Source organism: Flavobacterium arundinis (assembly GCF_038289855.1).
GTDB lineage: Bacteria > Bacteroidota > Bacteroidia > Flavobacteriales > Flavobacteriaceae > Flavobacterium > Flavobacterium arundinis.
The window spans coordinates 84899-101628 of sequence record NZ_JBBYHR010000001.1; the positions used below are offsets into that span (position 1 = coordinate 84899).

General features: G+C 46.1%; 15 protein-coding genes. 7 read left to right on the forward strand and 8 right to left on the reverse strand.

The genetic code is table 11. The features are described from left to right. Positions 1 to 16: 16 nt before the first annotated feature. From AAEO56_RS00375 to AAEO56_RS00410, 8 genes are all read right to left on the reverse strand, one after another. The gene (locus AAEO56_RS00375; protein WP_341695024.1) at positions 17 to 718 is read right to left on the reverse strand and encodes a sulfite exporter TauE/SafE family protein; all 702 of its coding nucleotides are present in this window, start codon (positions 716 to 718) and stop codon (positions 17 to 19) included. A gap of 85 nt (positions 719 to 803) precedes the next feature. Continuing rightward, positions 804 to 1247 (reverse strand): FixH family protein, encoded by a 444-nt coding sequence (locus AAEO56_RS00380; RefSeq protein ID WP_341695025.1) that lies wholly within the window; start codon positions 1245 to 1247, stop codon positions 804 to 806. A gap of 38 nt (positions 1248 to 1285) precedes the next feature. Further along, positions 1286 to 2704: a cytochrome c oxidase accessory protein CcoG gene (ccoG, locus tag AAEO56_RS00385; protein WP_341695026.1), complete on the reverse strand. Its 1419-nt coding sequence runs from the start codon at positions 2702 to 2704 to the stop codon at positions 1286 to 1288. A 6-nt stretch (positions 2705 to 2710) separates the two neighbouring features. Next, positions 2711 to 3625: a cbb3-type cytochrome c oxidase N-terminal domain-containing protein gene (locus AAEO56_RS00390; protein ID WP_341695027.1), complete on the reverse strand. Its 915-nt coding sequence runs from the start codon at positions 3623 to 3625 to the stop codon at positions 2711 to 2713. A 9-nt stretch (positions 3626 to 3634) separates the two neighbouring features. Beyond that, the gene (locus AAEO56_RS00395; RefSeq protein ID WP_341695028.1) at positions 3635 to 3829 is read right to left on the reverse strand and encodes a CcoQ/FixQ family Cbb3-type cytochrome c oxidase assembly chaperone; all 195 of its coding nucleotides are present in this window, start codon (positions 3827 to 3829) and stop codon (positions 3635 to 3637) included. Positions 3830 to 3835: 6 nt separating this feature from the next. Beyond that, a complete protein-coding gene (gene ccoN / locus AAEO56_RS00400) occupies positions 3836 to 6028 on the reverse strand; it encodes a cytochrome-c oxidase, cbb3-type subunit I (RefSeq protein ID WP_341695029.1) in 2193 nt (730 codons plus the stop codon). Positions 6029 to 6030: 2 nt separating this feature from the next. Continuing rightward, on the reverse strand, positions 6031 to 6213 hold the full coding sequence (gene ccoS / locus AAEO56_RS00405) for a cbb3-type cytochrome oxidase assembly protein CcoS (RefSeq protein WP_341695030.1): 183 nt from the start codon (positions 6211 to 6213) through the stop codon (positions 6031 to 6033). A gap of 83 nt (positions 6214 to 6296) precedes the next feature. After that, positions 6297 to 8669, reverse strand: coding sequence for a heavy metal translocating P-type ATPase (locus tag AAEO56_RS00410; RefSeq protein ID WP_341695031.1), 2373 nt, complete (start codon positions 8667 to 8669; stop codon positions 6297 to 6299). 158 nt (positions 8670 to 8827) lie between these two features. Here AAEO56_RS00410 and AAEO56_RS00415 point away from each other — a divergent pair, with 158 nt between their 5' ends. The 7 genes from AAEO56_RS00415 (at position 8828) to kdpB (ending at position 16730) form a co-directional block, all read left to right on the forward strand. Beyond that, complete coding sequence (locus tag AAEO56_RS00415; protein ID WP_341695032.1) at positions 8828 to 10105, forward strand: acetyl-CoA hydrolase/transferase family protein; 1278 nt, start codon at positions 8828 to 8830, stop codon at positions 10103 to 10105. A 329-nt stretch (positions 10106 to 10434) separates the two neighbouring features. After that, entirely contained in the window at positions 10435 to 10632 is a 198-nt protein-coding gene (locus tag AAEO56_RS00420; RefSeq protein WP_341695033.1) for a hypothetical protein, read from the forward strand. Positions 10633 to 10785: 153 nt separating this feature from the next. Beyond that, on the forward strand, positions 10786 to 12135 hold the full coding sequence (locus AAEO56_RS00425; protein ID WP_341695034.1) for a sigma-54-dependent transcriptional regulator: 1350 nt from the start codon (positions 10786 to 10788) through the stop codon (positions 12133 to 12135). A gap of 350 nt (positions 12136 to 12485) precedes the next feature. Then, positions 12486 to 12767: a DUF7674 family protein gene (locus tag AAEO56_RS00430; RefSeq protein WP_341695035.1), complete on the forward strand. Its 282-nt coding sequence runs from the start codon at positions 12486 to 12488 to the stop codon at positions 12765 to 12767. A 105-nt stretch (positions 12768 to 12872) separates the two neighbouring features. Further along, positions 12873 to 12950, forward strand: coding sequence for a potassium-transporting ATPase subunit F (locus AAEO56_RS19265; RefSeq protein WP_407934945.1), 78 nt, complete (start codon positions 12873 to 12875; stop codon positions 12948 to 12950). A gap of 40 nt (positions 12951 to 12990) precedes the next feature. Next, a complete protein-coding gene (kdpA, locus tag AAEO56_RS00435; protein WP_341695036.1) occupies positions 12991 to 14679 on the forward strand; it encodes a potassium-transporting ATPase subunit KdpA in 1689 nt (562 codons plus the stop codon). Positions 14680 to 14690: 11 nt separating this feature from the next. Continuing rightward, a complete protein-coding gene (gene kdpB, locus AAEO56_RS00440) occupies positions 14691 to 16730 on the forward strand; it encodes a potassium-transporting ATPase subunit KdpB (protein ID WP_341695037.1) in 2040 nt (679 codons plus the stop codon).

A 16730-nucleotide genomic window follows, 5' to 3' on the forward strand; every position in this document is an offset into this window, starting at 1 on the left:
TTTTAAGACTATGAGCTTATTTGCACTGCGGTGCTCCGGTTACATAAAGGCTTATGTTGGAAGGCGAAATATATGGAATGCCCAGCCCGAGCCCGCGCACAATGAACAGCATCCCAATAGCTACAGCAGCATAAGGCACAATCTTACTAAAAGAGTTACGCAACGGGTTCTTCAACAATCCTGAAGCGTAAACGACCAGGCTCATCAACGGAATGGTACCGGCACCGAACAAGACCATGTACAACATACCGTAAGTCACGCTTTGCATGGCAATGGCACCGAAAAGCGCCGCATAAACCAGTCCGCAAGGGAGGAATCCATTCAGTACCCCGGCAGTATATAATGGCCTATAGCCCTTTTGCCTGAACCGTGAGCCCAACCCGGTTTTCACTTTCGAAATAGCCCTGTATACCGGCTTACTAAAGTTGTAGCGCGCAAACATTTTTTCGGGGATCATAACGATAGCGATCATCAGTATCCCTGTAATGATAGAGAATTGCTGCTGGATTCCTGCAAGGAAAAGACCTTTGCCTAATGTACCGAACACAACTCCCAGTGCGCCATAGGCAGTAATCCTGCCTGCATGGTAGGTGAGTATCTGGAGGGTTTTCTTTGCCGGGTTGTTCCTGTCTACCGGGAGCATCATGGCTATGGGGCCACACATACCGATGCAGTGCAGGCTGGAAACAAGGCCAAGTATGAGTGCAGAGTAAAGCATTCTTTAGATTTTTATTGATTATTTTCTATTTTTTATTGCCACAGTCCACAGCAATAAAAAATAGAAAATAAAAACTCATCAATTATTACAGCATCAGCATTTCATGTGTAAAATATCCTTTGCCATCGTACTGCCAATCGACAGTAATGTCCCAGCGGCCGCCTGCCAGGTCACTTTTAGGTATGAGCAAATGATGGCCTGATAATGAAAAAGGGATTTCAAAATCAAGTTTTTGGTCAGACGGCCGGTACAGGGACACTTTTCCTGTAATTTTCTTATTGAATTCTTCGGGGAAGCTGATCTTTACGCCTCCCTTTTCGGTTATAATCTGCACTTTATGTACAAGCCCGGCAGCATTTTGCTCCCTGTCCATCTGTGCCTGTAATGTGCGTTCCTGCTTATAATATTCCTCAACTACAAGCTCATTATCATATTTGCTGTCGCTTTGCACCCTGAAGACAAAAAACAATATAAATCCCATAAACAGTGCAAAAGCTACTACTATTCCCGTACCCCAGTTAAATTTCATGTCATTTTAGTTTTTAGTTGTATCTGTCAATAAAAAAGCTAGTTAAATTTGCGCGGCCCCAAAAAGTTGGTGGTCTCGGTATCCAGACGCTTATTGCCATTGTATACTTCAAGGGTAATTTTTGTTTTGTCGCCCTTTAGCCAGGCAGGGTTTATCTCGACGAACAGCGTTCCTGACACCATCCCCTCTTTTGGCACCTTAAACTTTGGTGAGCCTACGGGCCTTACAATTCCTTTCGGGCTGGCCAGTACAAAGTATACGTCGTTAAAATCCCTTTCTGTTTTATTGATAACCTTGTAGGTAAACACGTTGCTTATGTTTTCGCCCTTATGTTCAAAAAGCTGCCCGGGAAGACGCAACACGGTTGCCTCTACATCGTTCCTCATAAATAGCATTCCGGTAAACACCCCTGACAATATGAGCAATACAGCTGCATAACCTTTCATACGGGTGGTGAAAACGAACTTCTCTTTTTTCGTGATCTCGTCTTCACTGGCGTAGCGAATGAGCCCCTGCGGTAAGCCCACCTTGTCCATGATGATGTTACACTCGTCAATGCAGGCGGTACAGTTGGTACACTCCAGCTGTGTCCCGTTCCGTATGTCAATGCCCATGGGACAAACGCTCACACAAAGCTTGCAGTCTATACAGTCGCCCTTGCCCGAAAGTACCCGGTCTTCATTCTTCACGATCCTGCCACGGCCTTTTTCTGCCTCGCCGCGCACATGGTCATAGGCTACAACTATTGTTTTATTGTCCAGCAATGCGCCCTGCAACCTGCCGTACGGACAAGCGATGATGCACACCTGCTCCCTGAACCATACATATATAAAATAGAACACGCCGGTAAATATCAGCAGGGCTATCAGTGTGCCCATGTTATCAGCCGGGCCTTCTTCTACCATTTCTATTAACTCATCACTTCCGGTAAGATAGGCCAAAAACACATTGGCTATGACAAATGCGATGATAAAGAACACGAACCATTTAAAGGATTTTTTACGGATCTTTTCGCCATCCCACTCCTGATTGTCGAGTTTTATCTGTGCATTGCGGTCACCTTCGATCCAGTATTCTATCCTGCGGAATACCATTTCCATGAAAATCGTCTGTGGGCAAATCCACCCGCAGAAAAACCTGCCGAAAGCCACTGTAAACAATGCCACGAACACCACCCCAATGATCATCGAGATTACAAAAAGATGGAAGTCCTGCGGCCAGAAGGGGAAGCTAAAAATGTTAAACCTCCGCTCCAGCACATTGAACATAAGAAACTGGTTACCATTTATTTTTACAAATGGTGAAGCAAACAGGAATGCAAGCAGAAACCAGCTAACGGTTTTCCTGTACTCATACAATTTGCCTTTGGGCTTTTTGGGATACACCCAGGCCCTTTTACCCTCTTCATCTACTGTCCCGAGCCGGTCCCGGAACTCCTCATCATGCAAGTCATCCATTTGTTTTTATTTACTGTTAGCTGCCACTTCCGGGGCTTTTGCTGCGTCATCTTTCCATATTTCGCCATCCGGAGCCTTAGGGTCCTTTGGTTTTGAGCCCTGTAATGAAAGTACATAGCTGGCCACTCTTTGTATTTCAGACGGTTTGAGCGTGCCTTTCCACGGTACCATACCCTTGCCGTCCCTGCCGCCTTCTGTAATGGTATGGAACACATTTTTTATGCCCCCGCCCAACAGCCAGTACTCATCGGTAAGGTTTGGCCCTATTGCCCCACCGGCATCAGCCCTGTGGCAGGCTATACAATTGGTTTCAAATATTTTCTTTCCTTCCGCAAGTTCCGCAGGATCTGTCAGCAAGGTTACCGTGTTGGCATCTATAAGGTCTTTAGCCGTTTTACGGTATTCCTCAACAGCAACGCGCGCCTCTTCCATTTCGGTATCAAATTCGGCTTTTTGATCCTTGCCGTCCATAATATGGAAACGCACCAGGTATATTGCGGCAAAAGCAATAGTTACGTAAAACAGCTTTACCCACCATGGCGGCAGCACGTTGTCGAGTTCGTGTATGCCATCATAATCATGGTTCAGCAGTATGGTGCCCTCTTCCTCAATAGGTTTTGCCCTCACGAAGAAAGCCTTCATCTTTTTAAACCACTTGCTGTCTTTGTAATCCAGTGCATCGGCTTCATCCAGCTTCCTTTTCTGCTCCTCTGTAAGCAGGTTGTAGGTCACCCTATCTATTGCCGAGATAACGATCTCGATAGCTATCTGTAAAAAAAGGAATACAAAAAGGAACACCGATACGAGCGGGTATTTAAGGAACGCAGGGCGGTCGCCGGAGTCGATAAAATATTCGAGGGCCATGAACACCAGCGCAAACAGCACGGGTACCCTAACATATACAGGAATAAACTTTTTCATCTTTAATAGCTATTGGTTATCGGTTCCGTTTTGTTCTCCTTCAGAAAATGGGAGGTTGCTCAGCTCACTGATCTTTTCTTTGCGATAGGTATACACCCATGTATAGAGTATAACAAAGAAGGTGAAGAAAATGAGCAATGAAATTATCGGGTATATTTCAATTCCGGCTATAGATTCCAGATTGTACTTTACAAACTTTAGCATGGCTTATTATTTTGAAGGTTTGTTGTCTTTAATTTTGATGTCGGTGCCAAGGCGCTGCAGGTAGGCAATCAGGGCCACGATCTCGCGGTCTTTCATTGGTACAAATTCCTCGCCCCTCGCCCCGGCTGCTTTACGGCTTTCTTCATAGCTCTTTACAAAATCCGGGTCGGCATGCAGGCTTTTCTCTATTTTTGCAGCCTGCTCACTGATACTGTTATGTGCATTCGCTATGTCTTCCTTACTGTAGGGAACACCCAGCTGCTCCATCACTTCCATTTTTTTCTGAATATCAGAATAATCCATTTTCTTGTTATCAAACAGCCATTTGTATGCCGGCATGATCGAGCCTTCTGAAGTGCTTTGCGGATCCCACAGGTGATTGAAGTGCCAGTTGTCGCTGTACTTGCCCCCTACCCGCATCAGGTCGGGACCGGTGCGCTTAGACCCCCAAAGGAACGGGTGGTCGTATACATATTCACCCGATTTTGAGTATTCGCCATAACGCTCCACTTCGCTTCGGAATGGCCGTATCATTTGCGAATGGCAGCCCACACATCCCTCACGGATGTAGAGATCGCGGCCTTCAAGTTCAAGCGGGGTATACGGTTTTACGGTAGAGATAGTAGGTATGTTCGATTTTACCATAAGAGTAGGCACAATTTGTATTAACCCGCCTATCAGTACGGCAACAGTAGCAAGCAATGCCAGTTGTATCGGCTTCCTTTCCAGCCATGGGTGGAATTTCTCACCTTTAATCCTTTTGGCGCTTATTTTTTGAAGTGCAGGCGCCTCGGCAAGTTCATCCTCAATTTTCTGCCCCTGCCTTACAGTCATAATGATGTTGTATACCAATACCAGCAAACCGATTACGAAGAGTGTTCCACCTATTGCCCTCATCCAGTACATAGGCATGATCTGCTTCACTGTTTCAAGGAAATTGCCATATTTCAGGGTACCATCCGGATTAAATTCTTTCCACATTGAAGCCTGTGTAAACCCGGCCACATACATTGGCAATGAATACATGATAATACCCAGGGTACCAATCCAGAAATGGAAGTTGGCTAATTTTACAGAGTACAATGTTGTTTTTGTCATTCGCGGTATCAGCCAGTAAATCATACCAAAGGTTAGGAACCCGTTCCAGGCCAGCGCACCAACGTGTACGTGGGCCACGATCCAGTCGGTAAAGTGGGCAATGGCGTTTACATTTTTAAGCGAAAGCATTGGCCCTTCAAACGTTGCCATACCATATCCGGTGATGGCTACCACAAAAAACTTGAGTACAGGGCTGGTGCGTACCTTATCCCAGGCGCCCCTAAGTGTAAGCAAACCATTGATCATACCTCCCCACGATGGAGCGATAAGCATGATGGAGAATACTACTCCAAGGTTCTGCGCCCAGTCGGGTAATGCAGAGTACAGCAAGTGGTGCGGACCCGCCCAGATATAGATGAATATGAGCGACCAAAAGTGGATTATAGACAGCTTATATGAATATACAGGGCGATTGGCAGCCTTAGGCACAAAGTAGTACATAAGCCCAAGGAAAGGAGTGGTCAGGAAGAAGGCCACGGCATTGTGCCCGTACCACCACTGCACCAGCGCATCCTGCACACCGGCATATACCGAGTAACTTTTCATACCGCTTACCGGAAGGGCAAGGCTGTTGAAAATATGCAGTATGGCAACGGTAATGAATGTAGCCAGGTAAAACCAAATGGCAACATACAGGTGGCGTTCCCTCCTCTTGATTATAGTGCCTATCATGTTAATCCCAAACACTACCCATATCAGCGCAATGGCAATATCGATGGGCCATTCGAGCTCGGCATATTCTTTAGAGGACGTATAGCCAAGGGGCAGCGAAATGGCGGCAGCAACAATGATGAGCTGCCAACCCCAAAAATGGACATTGCTCAAAACGTTACTAAACATACGGGCTTTGAGCAGGCGCTGCATGGAATAGTATATTCCCGCAAACATGGCATTGCCCACAAAAGCAAAGATAACCGCATTAGTGTGCAGCGGCCTCAGCCTGCCGTAGCTTAGCCAGGACACACCGTCGGTAAGGTTAGGGAACAGGTACATTGATGCTATCAATAACCCAACAAGCATCCCGACTACCCCAAAAATAATAGTGGCGTAGAGAAACTTTTTTACTATCTTATTATCGTAATAAAATTGTTGCATTTCCATGATCAGGCGTTATTTTGTTTTTGTATTTTGTTTTCTTCCTTTTTTAGCTCGTCGTCGAAAAGCACCCTGACAGACGGCGTGTAACTGTCGTCAAACTGTCCCTGCTTTACCGCCCTGATAAAGGCATATAGAAAAAGGACGGCGACAATGATGCTGATAGTGATCAATAAGTAGATTACGCTCATGGTTCTTAAATTTATGTTAACAAAATTAGGTTCGGAATTGCTCTTAAAATATGACGTTGGTCATACTTCCGGTTTTTATTGCATTATTTTCTGCGTGCATAATAATTGCTCATGACAGTCACAAAGCTGATGATGGTTATTGTGCTCAGCGGCATGATAATGGCTGCTGTAAGCGGCATCAGCCGCCCGGTAACCGCGAATGACAGCCCTGCCAAATTGTAAAGCAGCGAAAGCACAAAACTCATCCGGATTGTATGTATCGTACGTTTGGAAAGCCGCATAAAGTATCCCAGTTTCCTAAACTCTCCTGCATCCATTATACCATCGCAGGCTGGCGAGAACACATTTACGTTCTCCGATATGGATATTCCCACGTTGCTTTGTGCCAATGCCCCGGCATCATTGAGGCCGTCGCCTATCATCATTACATTGCTGCCTTTTTTCTGGAGGTTTTCGATGAAGGCCAGCTTCTGTTCCGGCTTTTGGTTAAAGCAGAATTCGGTACCTTCCGGCAGCAGCTGTTCCAGCACGTGCCTTTCGCCGGCATTATCTCCTGAGAGAATTTTTAATGAATAACCCTTCTGCAATTCGGCAAAAAGTTCCTTAAGCCCTTCCCGGTACTGGTTATCGAAAATATATTTGCCCATATAATTACGGTTGATAGCGATGTGCACATTGGTCTGCATCAGGTTATCTTCCACATGGCCCACAAAGGCAGCCGAGCCTATCTTCAAGTGAATGCCATCTACCATGCCGCTGATGCCGTTGCCGGTAAGTTCCTGAAAATCCTGTACAGGCAGTGCGGGCGTTACAGGAAGAAAGTCGTAAAGCATCCTGCTAAGGGGATGGTTAGAGCCGCGCAGTATATTCCTTATATACATGAGTTGCTTATCATCCGGGGCAGTACCCTCAAAATATATTTCTGATTTTTTATTCGTGGTTATGGTCCCCGTTTTATCAAAAACTATGGTATCGATCTTTGCCATCTGCTCGATCACGGTTGCGTTTTTAAGGTATAGCCTGCGGTTACCCATTATCCGTAGCACGTTGCCCAGGGTAAATGGTGCACTCAGCGCCAATGCGCAGGGGCATGCCACAATTAGTATGGCAGTAAATACATTGAAGGCTGTTTGTGTATCGATAAAGATCCAGACAGTGAATGACACTATTGCTATAAGCAGCAGCACAGGTGTAAAATACCGGCTTATGGTATCGGTCATGGTTTTGTAATCCCTGTTGCGCTTGCGCGAAAACACATCGTTGCTCCACAGTTGGGTAAGGTAACTTTGCGATACCGACCGCAGTACTTCCATCTCTGTTACCGGCCCAATTTGCTTACCGCCGGCGTATATCTTGTGGCCCGATTGCTTCGTTACCGGCACCGATTCGCCCGTTACAAAGCTGTAGTCTATCAGAGCGCTTTCGCTCATCAATATACCGTCTACAGGGATGAGCTCATTGTTGCGTATCAGCAGCCGGTCACCTGCCAGCACATCATATACCGGTATTGAAACTTCGCTCCTGTCGGGCATTATCCTGGTTACCGCGATGGGAAAATAAGATTTGAAATCACGTTCGAACGAAAGGAAGTTGTATGTTTTTTGCTGGAAAAGCTTACCCAGCAGCATGAAGAACACCAGCCCCGTAAGGCTATCGAAAAAACCCTGCCCGTAGCCGAAAATAATGTCTACAGTACTGCGCACAAACATGACTACTATACCTAGTGCTATGGGAACTTCTATATTGAGCATCCCTGCCCTGATGCTTTTCCAGGCTGAGATATAATACCCGCTCGCCGAGTAAAGGAATGACGGCAGGGCCAGCGCGAAAACCAGCCAGCGGAAAAAACCACGGTAGCTGTCGAGCCAGTATTCGTCCATCTCGAAATATTCAGGGAAAGAAAGCAGCATGATATTGCCAAAACAAAAGAACGCAACACCCAGCTTGTAAGTAAGGTCACGGCTCACGCTCCTGGGCTTCTTGTCATAATTATCAAGACTGATATAGGGATCATAACCAATAGAATTGAGCAGGTACACCAGTTCCTTAAGGCTTGCAGCCGATGGATTGAAGATGATGCGAACGCGCTTTTCATGGAAATTGACCTGCGAGCTGCTGACGGCGCGATTAAGCTTATTGAGGTTTTCGAGTATCCAGATACAGGAACTGCAATGGATATGTGGAATGTAAAGGCTGATGATGTGTACGTTATCTTCCTCAAATTCCAGCAGCCTCTTCACAATGTCGTCATTGTCCAGGAAATCATACCTGCCCTTAATATCCTGTGGCGTTGCGCCCGGAGAACGCTCGAGGCTGTAATAATCCGTAAGCCCGTTAAGGCTGAAAATTTCATATACGGTTTTGCATCCGTTGCAGCAGAAAGATTTCCCGTCAAACAGTAGTTCTTCTTTCTTTACCACATCCAGCCCGCAATGAAAACATTTTTGCGTGTCCATTTTATTTGCTCATTTTACCTACAGGCAAAATTGGCTTGTATCCTCATAGCCGGAAATGATACAGATCATAAAGCCACGGCTTCAACAAACGTTAAATGTGATGAAAGTCATATTTACTGCAACGGGCCGGGCGTAATTTTACCAAAAATTTCAATTCCATGACCCGATATACCACAGCAGAAGAAGCCGTTAAAATAATACAATCGAACCAAAGGGTGTATGTACAGGCCGCCGCAGCAACACCTTATTTCCTTACCAAAGCACTGAGTGAAAGGGCTTCCGAACTGCGCAATGTAGAGCTATGCCACCTGCATACCGAAGGCGAAGCGCATTATGCCGACCCCATGCTTGCCGACAGCTTCCATGTCAATTCCTTTTTTATTGGTAAGAATGTTCGCCACACGCTGGCAGCAGGCAACGGTTCCTACACCCCGGTATTCCTCAGTGAGCTGCCCAACCTGTTCCGCCGCAACATCATCAGCCTGGATGCGGCCTTTATACATGTATCGCCTCCGGATGCCCACGGCTACTGCTCGCTGGGCGTATCGGTAGAAGCAACGCCTGCTGCCATACAAAACGCCAAAACAGTGATTGCACAGGTTAACCCGCAAATGCCGCGTACCTTTGGCGATGGGATCATCCATATTTCGCAAATCGATTACCTGGTCGAAGCAGATGCCCCTGTATTCTCTCACGGCCAGGATGCCATTTCTGAAACCGAGAACCGGATAGGGCACTATGTAGCCTCACTAATAGACGACCGGAGTACGCTGCAAATGGGTATTGGCTCCATCCCGAATGCCGCACTTTCCAACCTCAAAAACCACAAGGACCTTGGACTGCACACCGAAATGTTCTCCGATGGCGTGATCGACCTCATCGAGCAGGGCGTGATCAATTGTAAATACAAGGGTGTTATAAAAGGGAGGGCACTTGCTACGTTCCTTATCGGGTCGCAACGACTGTATGATTTCGTGAACGATAACCCTTTTGTAGAGATGCGGGAATCGTCGTTCGTGAATGATACCGCACAGATACGCCGGAACCCGAAAATGGTGGCTATCAATTCGGCTATTGAGGTGGATGTGACCGGGCAGGTATGCGCCGACTCCATTGGCATGAAAATGTACTCGGGTGTGGGCGGCCAGATGGATTTCATCAGGGGCGCGTCCCTGAGTGAAGGCGGAAAGGCAATAATTGCGCTTCCTTCTGTTACCAAACACGGAGCCAGCAGGATCGTGCCGTTCCTAAAACAGGGAGCGGGTGTTGTAACCACACGTGCCCATGCACATTACATAATCACCGAATATGGCATTGCCGACCTTTACGGCAAAACACTCAAACAGCGTAACAAGGCATTAATTGAAATTGCCCACCCCGACCACAGGGAAGCTATTGAAAGGGGATTTCATGAAGGGGCGGTTTTTGGCAATTAAAAATTGCACTTCAGTTACTATAAAAAGGCCGGTACTATGCTGTCCGGCCTGAAAAAATAAACTCAACTAAATAATAATCACACACAAACCGCCTGCATAATGGGATGAAAGCGGGTACTGTTGAAAGCGTTACTACCTGCGGGCTGGCCATACTTAACAATCCCAATTATACACGCCTGCCTACCCAATATTTATATATCTTTAATATTGGGGTAACACCTTTTTGATACAACGCCTGTACATTTGCTTTTAGGATACTTTTACATTTTATTTAACTACCCCGAGGCAAATGAATTTTTAAATTTGCTGTAAGAGTTAATAAAATAACTATGATACAGCAATTAAGAACCAGGGCAGATAAGGCTGGCACTATTAAACCCAAGGCCGGTTTTCAGGTAGCAGCCGGTAAACATACCAAAGTTATTTTTAAAATAGCTGTGATCAGTGTTGCTGCATTGCTGATTATTAACGTACTTATTTTTTCTGCTGACCTACTTACTATGCTCGTGCTGACGCATCGTGAATAGCCATATTAAATAATATCATTCCCCTCTTTTTGCCTCAAATCAGATTTTGTTTCTGAATAATTCAGAAATGAAAACGAAATGTCCGAAAAATACAAATTTTGATTCCTGCCCTGAAGAAACTTTAAAATGGGAAATCTTCACTAAATTTGCTGCGTGAAAAAGATCCTGATAATTGACGATGAAGAAAAGCTGAGAACCCTGATGGCACGTATTATCGGGCTGGAAGGTTTTGAGGTTTTGCAGGCTGGCGATTGCAAATCGGGCCTGAAAAAACTTGAACAGCACGAGATCGACCTTGTGCTGTGCGATGTAAAGCTGCCTGATGGCAACGGCGTTGAAATGGCCGGGATCATCAGATCCAAATTCCCCACTACCGAGGTGATACTGCTCACTGCCTATGGCAACATCCCCGACGGTGTGCAGGCCATAAAGAACGGTGCCTTTGATTATATCGTAAAGGGCGATGACAATAACAAGATCATCCCGCTGGTGCACAGGGCGCTGGAAAAATCAGCATTGTCGCAGCGTGTGCAGCAGCTTGAAGAAAAACTGGGGAATAAATATTCATTTAACGGCATTATCGGCACTTCAAAAGCTATAACGAATGCCATAGACTTAGCCCGGAAAGTGGCAGTTACCGATACGACCGTACTGCTTACAGGGGAGACCGGTACGGGTAAGGAAGTTTTTGCACAGGCTATCCACCAGGCGAGCGGCAGGAACGGCAAAAACTTTATCGCTATCAACTGCTCTGCCTTCAGCCATGATTTGCTTGAGAGTGAGATGTTCGGCCATAAGGCCGGTGCATTTACCGGTGCCATGAAAGATAAGAAAGGTTTGTTCGAGGAAGCAAATAACGGTACAATCTTCCTGGATGAGGTAGGCGAAATGGCCCTGGAACTTCAGGCAAAACTGCTCAGGGTTATTGAAAATGGCGAGTTCATTAAGGTCGGTGAAAGTAAAGTGACAAAGATCGATGTAAGGATCATTACCGCAACCAACAGAAACCTGGCTGCAGAGATCGCGGCTGGACATTTCCGGCAGGACCTTTTTTACCGCCTCTCCGTATTTACCATACAGCTTCCGGCATTGCGGGAAAGAATTGCTGATATAGAACCGCTTGCGCTGCACTACCTTAAGCAATTCGCGCTCAAGACCAATAAGAAATTAGTTGGTGCCTCGGATGATTTTATAAACTTATTGAAACTCCATCCGTGGCCGGGGAATATCCGTGAGCTTAAGAACGTGATCGAGCGCAGTGTTATCCTTGAAGGCAGTGCCATGCTTACTCCATCGAGTCTCCCTTCTGAAATACAATACAGGGAAACAGATCCCGTGAAGGACGACAAGACATTGTCTGCTTTTTCATTGGCTTCTGCCGAAAAGATACACATTCGCAAGGTATTCAACCATACCAGCGGCAATAAGACCGAGACGGCCCGCCTGCTCAATATTGCCCTGACAACCCTTTACAGGAAGCTGGAGGAATACCAGATCTCGTAAACGGAAATAGGTGTAAATTCATTAATTCCCTACGGGAAACTTACTCCTTCCACATATCATTCCTACCGAAATTAAATCGCTACGCGATAGACTATGGACTTGCTACTGGATTTCCCGTCAGGGAATTTATTTTGGTAGCCTAATTTTCTCCTGTGGAAGATCTTTCCCGTAGGGAATTGATCCAAACAACTCGTTTTGATATGCCGACCCTATCGTTTTGATAGGGTTTTTTATTTTGGAACAAAACCAAAAATCGCTAATACCCTTAGTTTACAAGGCATTGCATCTATCATTACTACAAGGGTACGCTATTTGGCATAAGTGGCATGAACTCAAAATTAATTATCAAAATGAGAAATACCGCCAAATCTGTCCATTACAAAGCACAGAAATTCGCAGACCTTACAAAATCACTGATTATAACCGGCAATATCGCAAGGGCAAAAAAATGCCTTGCCGTAGCCGAAAAGCTCCTGCTTACCGGCAGCGCTGAAACGAGGAATGCGATCAGCAATGTATATGTTTTTTCGGTTTCAACTTTTATGGAAGTCCATAATTGCAGCATCGCCAACCTGTTTCCGCAGTCACTGCGCAAGGAGTATAACATGCAAATAAACGCATCAGGCGTATAACTTTAAAAACAAACTTATGGCACTAACCGCTGTACTTGCCGTTACCGGCATCGCGCTTTTCGCAATTTGCTTTAAATCAATAGACTTTTTTGATAAGATATAATTATGGCAGCACTATTCATCATCGCCCTATTCGTCTTTGTGTACATCTGTTATGTACTGATACGTCCCGAAAAATTTTAGTTATCCATCATAATATTATGATCACCAAACACCAAAAACAATGAATACAGAGATCTTAGGAATTATAATAATGTTTGCCCTCACCCTGGCCCTGGCAATACCGCTGGGAAGGTATATCGCGAAAGTATATTCTAATGAGAAAACCTTTGCAGATGCAGTCTTCAATCCAATTGACAAACTCATTTACCGCCTGGGGGGTATTGACCACAATGAGGAAATGGGATGGAAAAGGCATCTTAAAATACTGCTATCCATAAACTTTATATGGTTTATCCTCGGTATGATTGTGCTGATGTGCCAGGGATGGTTGCCGCTGAACCCGGATAACAATCCAAATATGTCGCCCGACCTGGCCTTTAACACCTCAATATCTTTTGTGGTTAACTGTAACCTGCAGCACTATTCAGGGGAAACCGGCCTGAGTTACCTTGGCCAGCTCTTCCTGATGTTCCTGCAATTTGCATCGGCCGCTACAGGCCTCGCCACCGCAGCGATACTGTTCAATGCGCTAAAGGAGCGCACCACCGAAAAACTCGGTAACTTCTATGTATATTTTGTAAAATCATGTACGCGTATACTTTTACCCTTATCACTTATTACAGCGATATTATTATTGCTTAACGGCACCCCCATGACATTTGAAGGGAAACAGGATATGGTAACCCTGGAAGGTGAGCATGTACAGGTCTCAACAGGGCCGGTAGCCGCTTTTACAGCGATTAAGCATATCGGAACGAATGGCGGCGGTTTCTTCGGTACCAATTCTGCGCACCCGTTCGAAAACCCGAATTACTTTACCAATATGGTAGAAATGATTGCCCAGATGATCGTTCCGTTTGCTATGATATTCGCACTGGGCTTCTACGTGAAACGCAGGAAGCTCTCTTATATGATCTTTGGCGTAATGACAGTTGGTTTTTTGCTTTTGGCAGTGCCTACCGTTATCGCTGAAATGAATGGGAATCCTGCGCTAAGCCAAATGGGGATTGATACTTCGGCCGGGGCGACTGAAGGAAAGGAAGTACGGTTTGGCGCTGCGGCTTCCGGCTATTGGAGCATTGCCACCACAGTAATTTCTACAGGCTCGGTAAACTCGATGCATGACAGTGCAATGCCGTTATCGGGTGCGATGCAGCTGCTGGCCATGATGGTCAATTGCTTTTACGGAGGCTGTGGCGTAGGATTGCTCAACTTTTACATCTTTATCATACTTGCGGTTTTCATCAGTGGGCTGATGGTTGGGCGAACCCCTGAGTTTATGGGCAAGAAGATCGAGGCCCGCGAGATGAAGATCGCCATGATCATTGCCCTGCTGCACACCTTGCTAATATTATCGGGTACAGCGCTTTCTACTGCCTATCCTGAGTATGGGGCGTGTACGCTCAACAATCCGGGGTTCCATGGCTTCAGTGAGATACTCTATGAGTTCACCTCATCATCTGCCAATAATGGGAGCGGTTTTGAAGGCCTTGGCGACAACAACCCATGGTGGAATATTACCACGGGTGTAGTATTGCTGCTCTCCCGGTTCCTTCCGATAATCGGCCCTATTGCGATAGCAGGGATACTGGCATCCAAGAAACACGTGCCTGAAAGCGCGGGAACGCTTAAAACAGATACTTCTACTTTTGGGCTGATGGTGTTTGCCGTGATATTTATCATAGCTGCCCTGTCCTTCTTCCCTGCCCTTGCGCTTGGCCCTATAGCCGAATACTTTTCACTTGCTTAATAAAACGTAACATGAAAACCCAAAATAAATCATTGTTTCAGAAGGAACTGGTGCTTGAGGCATTAAAGCAGTCCGTACTGAAACTGAACCCAAAAAGCCTTGTAAAGAACCCTATAATGTTCACCGTAGAGATAGGCACCGCAGTTATGCTATGTGTCCTGATATGGATACTTACAGGTGAGCAAAGCCAGGGCACCTTTGCCTATAACTTTACGATATTCCTGGTGCTGCTTTTTACACTTTTGTTTGCCAATTTTGCCGAAGCTATAGCCGAGGCACGCGGAAAGGCACAGGCCGACTCGCTGCGCAGGACCAGGGAAGAAACCCCTGCCAAGAAAATTGAGCTTTTAGGCGATATATACCTTGACGAGATACAGATGGTGCCATCCTCAACCCTTAAAAAAGGAGATGTTTTCATCTGCGAGGCCGGGGATACCGTACCAACTGATGGCGAGATCATTGAAGGTATTGCCACCATAGACGAAAGTGCCATAACCGGAGAATCTGCCCCGGTGATACGTGAGGCCGGTGGCGATAAAAGCTCTGTGACCGGCGGTACCAAAGTGCTTTCGGATAAGATAAAAGTAATGGTAACAACAGAGCCGGGCGAAAGCTTTCTTGATAAGATGATCGCACTTGTAGAAGGCGCTTCAAGGCAAAAGACACCTAACGAAATAGCCCTGACGATCCTGCTTGCCGGCTTTACCTTAGTATTCATTATAGTGTGTGTTACCTTAAAACCGTTTGCAGATTTTGCTAATGCCCCCATCACTATAGCTGCATTCATTGCGCTATTTGTCTGCCTGATACCGACCACTATAGGCGGACTGCTTTCAGCAATCGGGATAGCGGGCATGGACAGGGCGCTGCGTGCCAATGTGATCACGAAATCGGGCAAGGCAGTAGAAACCGCAGGTGATATTGACGTATTGCTTCTCGATAAGACAGGTACTATCACTTTCGGGGCCAGGAGGGCTACGCATTTTTATGCTGTGGACGGACTGAATCAAAAAGATTTTATAGAAGCAGCGGTATTAAGCTCCCTGGGGGATGAAACTCCTGAAGGCAAATCCATCATCGAACTGGCAGGAATAACCCCGTCGGGCAATGAGGGTAAAAACATAACATTCATAAAATTCAGTGCAGAGACCAGGACTTCCGGGGTAGACTTTGAAGGACGGAGGATTCGCAAAGGCGCTTCTGATGCTATCAGGAAAATAGTGGAAGGCAGCGGCAATGAATTCCCTGACATGGTAAAAATGAAAGTGGAGCAAATTGCCTCAAACGGCGGTACACCGCTGGTAGTCTGTGAGAATGAAAAGGTACTTGGCGTTATCGAATTACAGGACATCATTAAAACAGGTATCAGCGAACGCTTTGACAGGCTGCGCAAGATGGGTGTAAAAACAGTGATGGTTACAGGTGATAACCCGCTTACGGCGAAATATATTGCAGAAAAAGCAGGAGTAGACGACTTTATAGCCGAAGCAAAACCGGAAGATAAGATGAACTACATAAAAGAAGAGCAGCAGCGCGGTAAGCTGGTCGCGATGATGGGCGACGGTACCAATGACGCTCCTGCCCTGGCCCAGGCCGATGTGGGCGTTGCCATGAACAGCGGAACGCAGGCAGCCAAAGAAGCGGGCAATATGGTAGACCTTGATAATGACCCTACCAAGCTTATTGAGATCGTGGAGATAGGTAAGCAATTGCTTATGACAAGGGGAACGTTGACCACCTTCAGTATTGCCAACGACGTAGCGAAATACTTCGCTATCATCCCTGCTCTTTTCATTACAGCTATACCGGCATTACAGGGACTGAACATCATGCACTTGCACAGCCCGGAGAGCGCTATACTATCAGCGGTTATTTTTAACGCGATAATCATCCCGTTCCTTATCCCGTTGGCATTAAAAGGCGTGGCCTACAAGCCTATCGGGGCATCGGCATTATTAAGGCGCAACCTCCTGATATATGGCCTTGGAGGGGTGATTGTGCCTTTCATTGGGATAAAGCTTATCGACATTGCAGTAGCACTATTTATCTAA

Coding starts and splice junctions, on each gene's coding strand:
- AAEO56_RS00410 (WP_341695031.1), bottom strand. CDS start 8,669: ATGGACACGCAAAAATGTTTTCATTGCGGGCTGGATGTGGTAAAGAAA.
- kdpB (WP_341695037.1), top strand. CDS start 14,691: ATGAAAACCCAAAATAAATCATTGTTTCAGAAGGAACTGGTGCTTGAG.
- AAEO56_RS00420 (WP_341695033.1), top strand. CDS start 10,435: ATGATACAGCAATTAAGAACCAGGGCAGATAAGGCTGGCACTATTAAA.
- AAEO56_RS00390 (WP_341695027.1), bottom strand. CDS start 3,625: ATGAAAAAGTTTATTCCTGTATATGTTAGGGTACCCGTGCTGTTTGCG.
- AAEO56_RS00430 (WP_341695035.1), top strand. CDS start 12,486: ATGAGAAATACCGCCAAATCTGTCCATTACAAAGCACAGAAATTCGCA.
- AAEO56_RS00395 (WP_341695028.1), bottom strand. CDS start 3,829: ATGCTAAAGTTTGTAAAGTACAATCTGGAATCTATAGCCGGAATTGAA.
- AAEO56_RS00415 (WP_341695032.1), top strand. CDS start 8,828: ATGACCCGATATACCACAGCAGAAGAAGCCGTTAAAATAATACAATCG.
- ccoG (WP_341695026.1), bottom strand. CDS start 2,704: ATGGATGACTTGCATGATGAGGAGTTCCGGGACCGGCTCGGGACAGTA.
- ccoN (WP_341695029.1), bottom strand. CDS start 6,028: ATGGAAATGCAACAATTTTATTACGATAATAAGATAGTAAAAAAGTTT.
- AAEO56_RS00375 (WP_341695024.1), bottom strand. CDS start 718: ATGCTTTACTCTGCACTCATACTTGGCCTTGTTTCCAGCCTGCACTGC.
- ccoS (WP_341695030.1), bottom strand. CDS start 6,213: ATGAGCGTAATCTACTTATTGATCACTATCAGCATCATTGTCGCCGTC.
- AAEO56_RS00380 (WP_341695025.1), bottom strand. CDS start 1,247: ATGAAATTTAACTGGGGTACGGGAATAGTAGTAGCTTTTGCACTGTTT.
- kdpA (WP_341695036.1), top strand. CDS start 12,991: ATGAATACAGAGATCTTAGGAATTATAATAATGTTTGCCCTCACCCTG.
- AAEO56_RS19265 (WP_407934945.1), top strand. CDS start 12,873: ATGGCAGCACTATTCATCATCGCCCTATTCGTCTTTGTGTACATCTGT.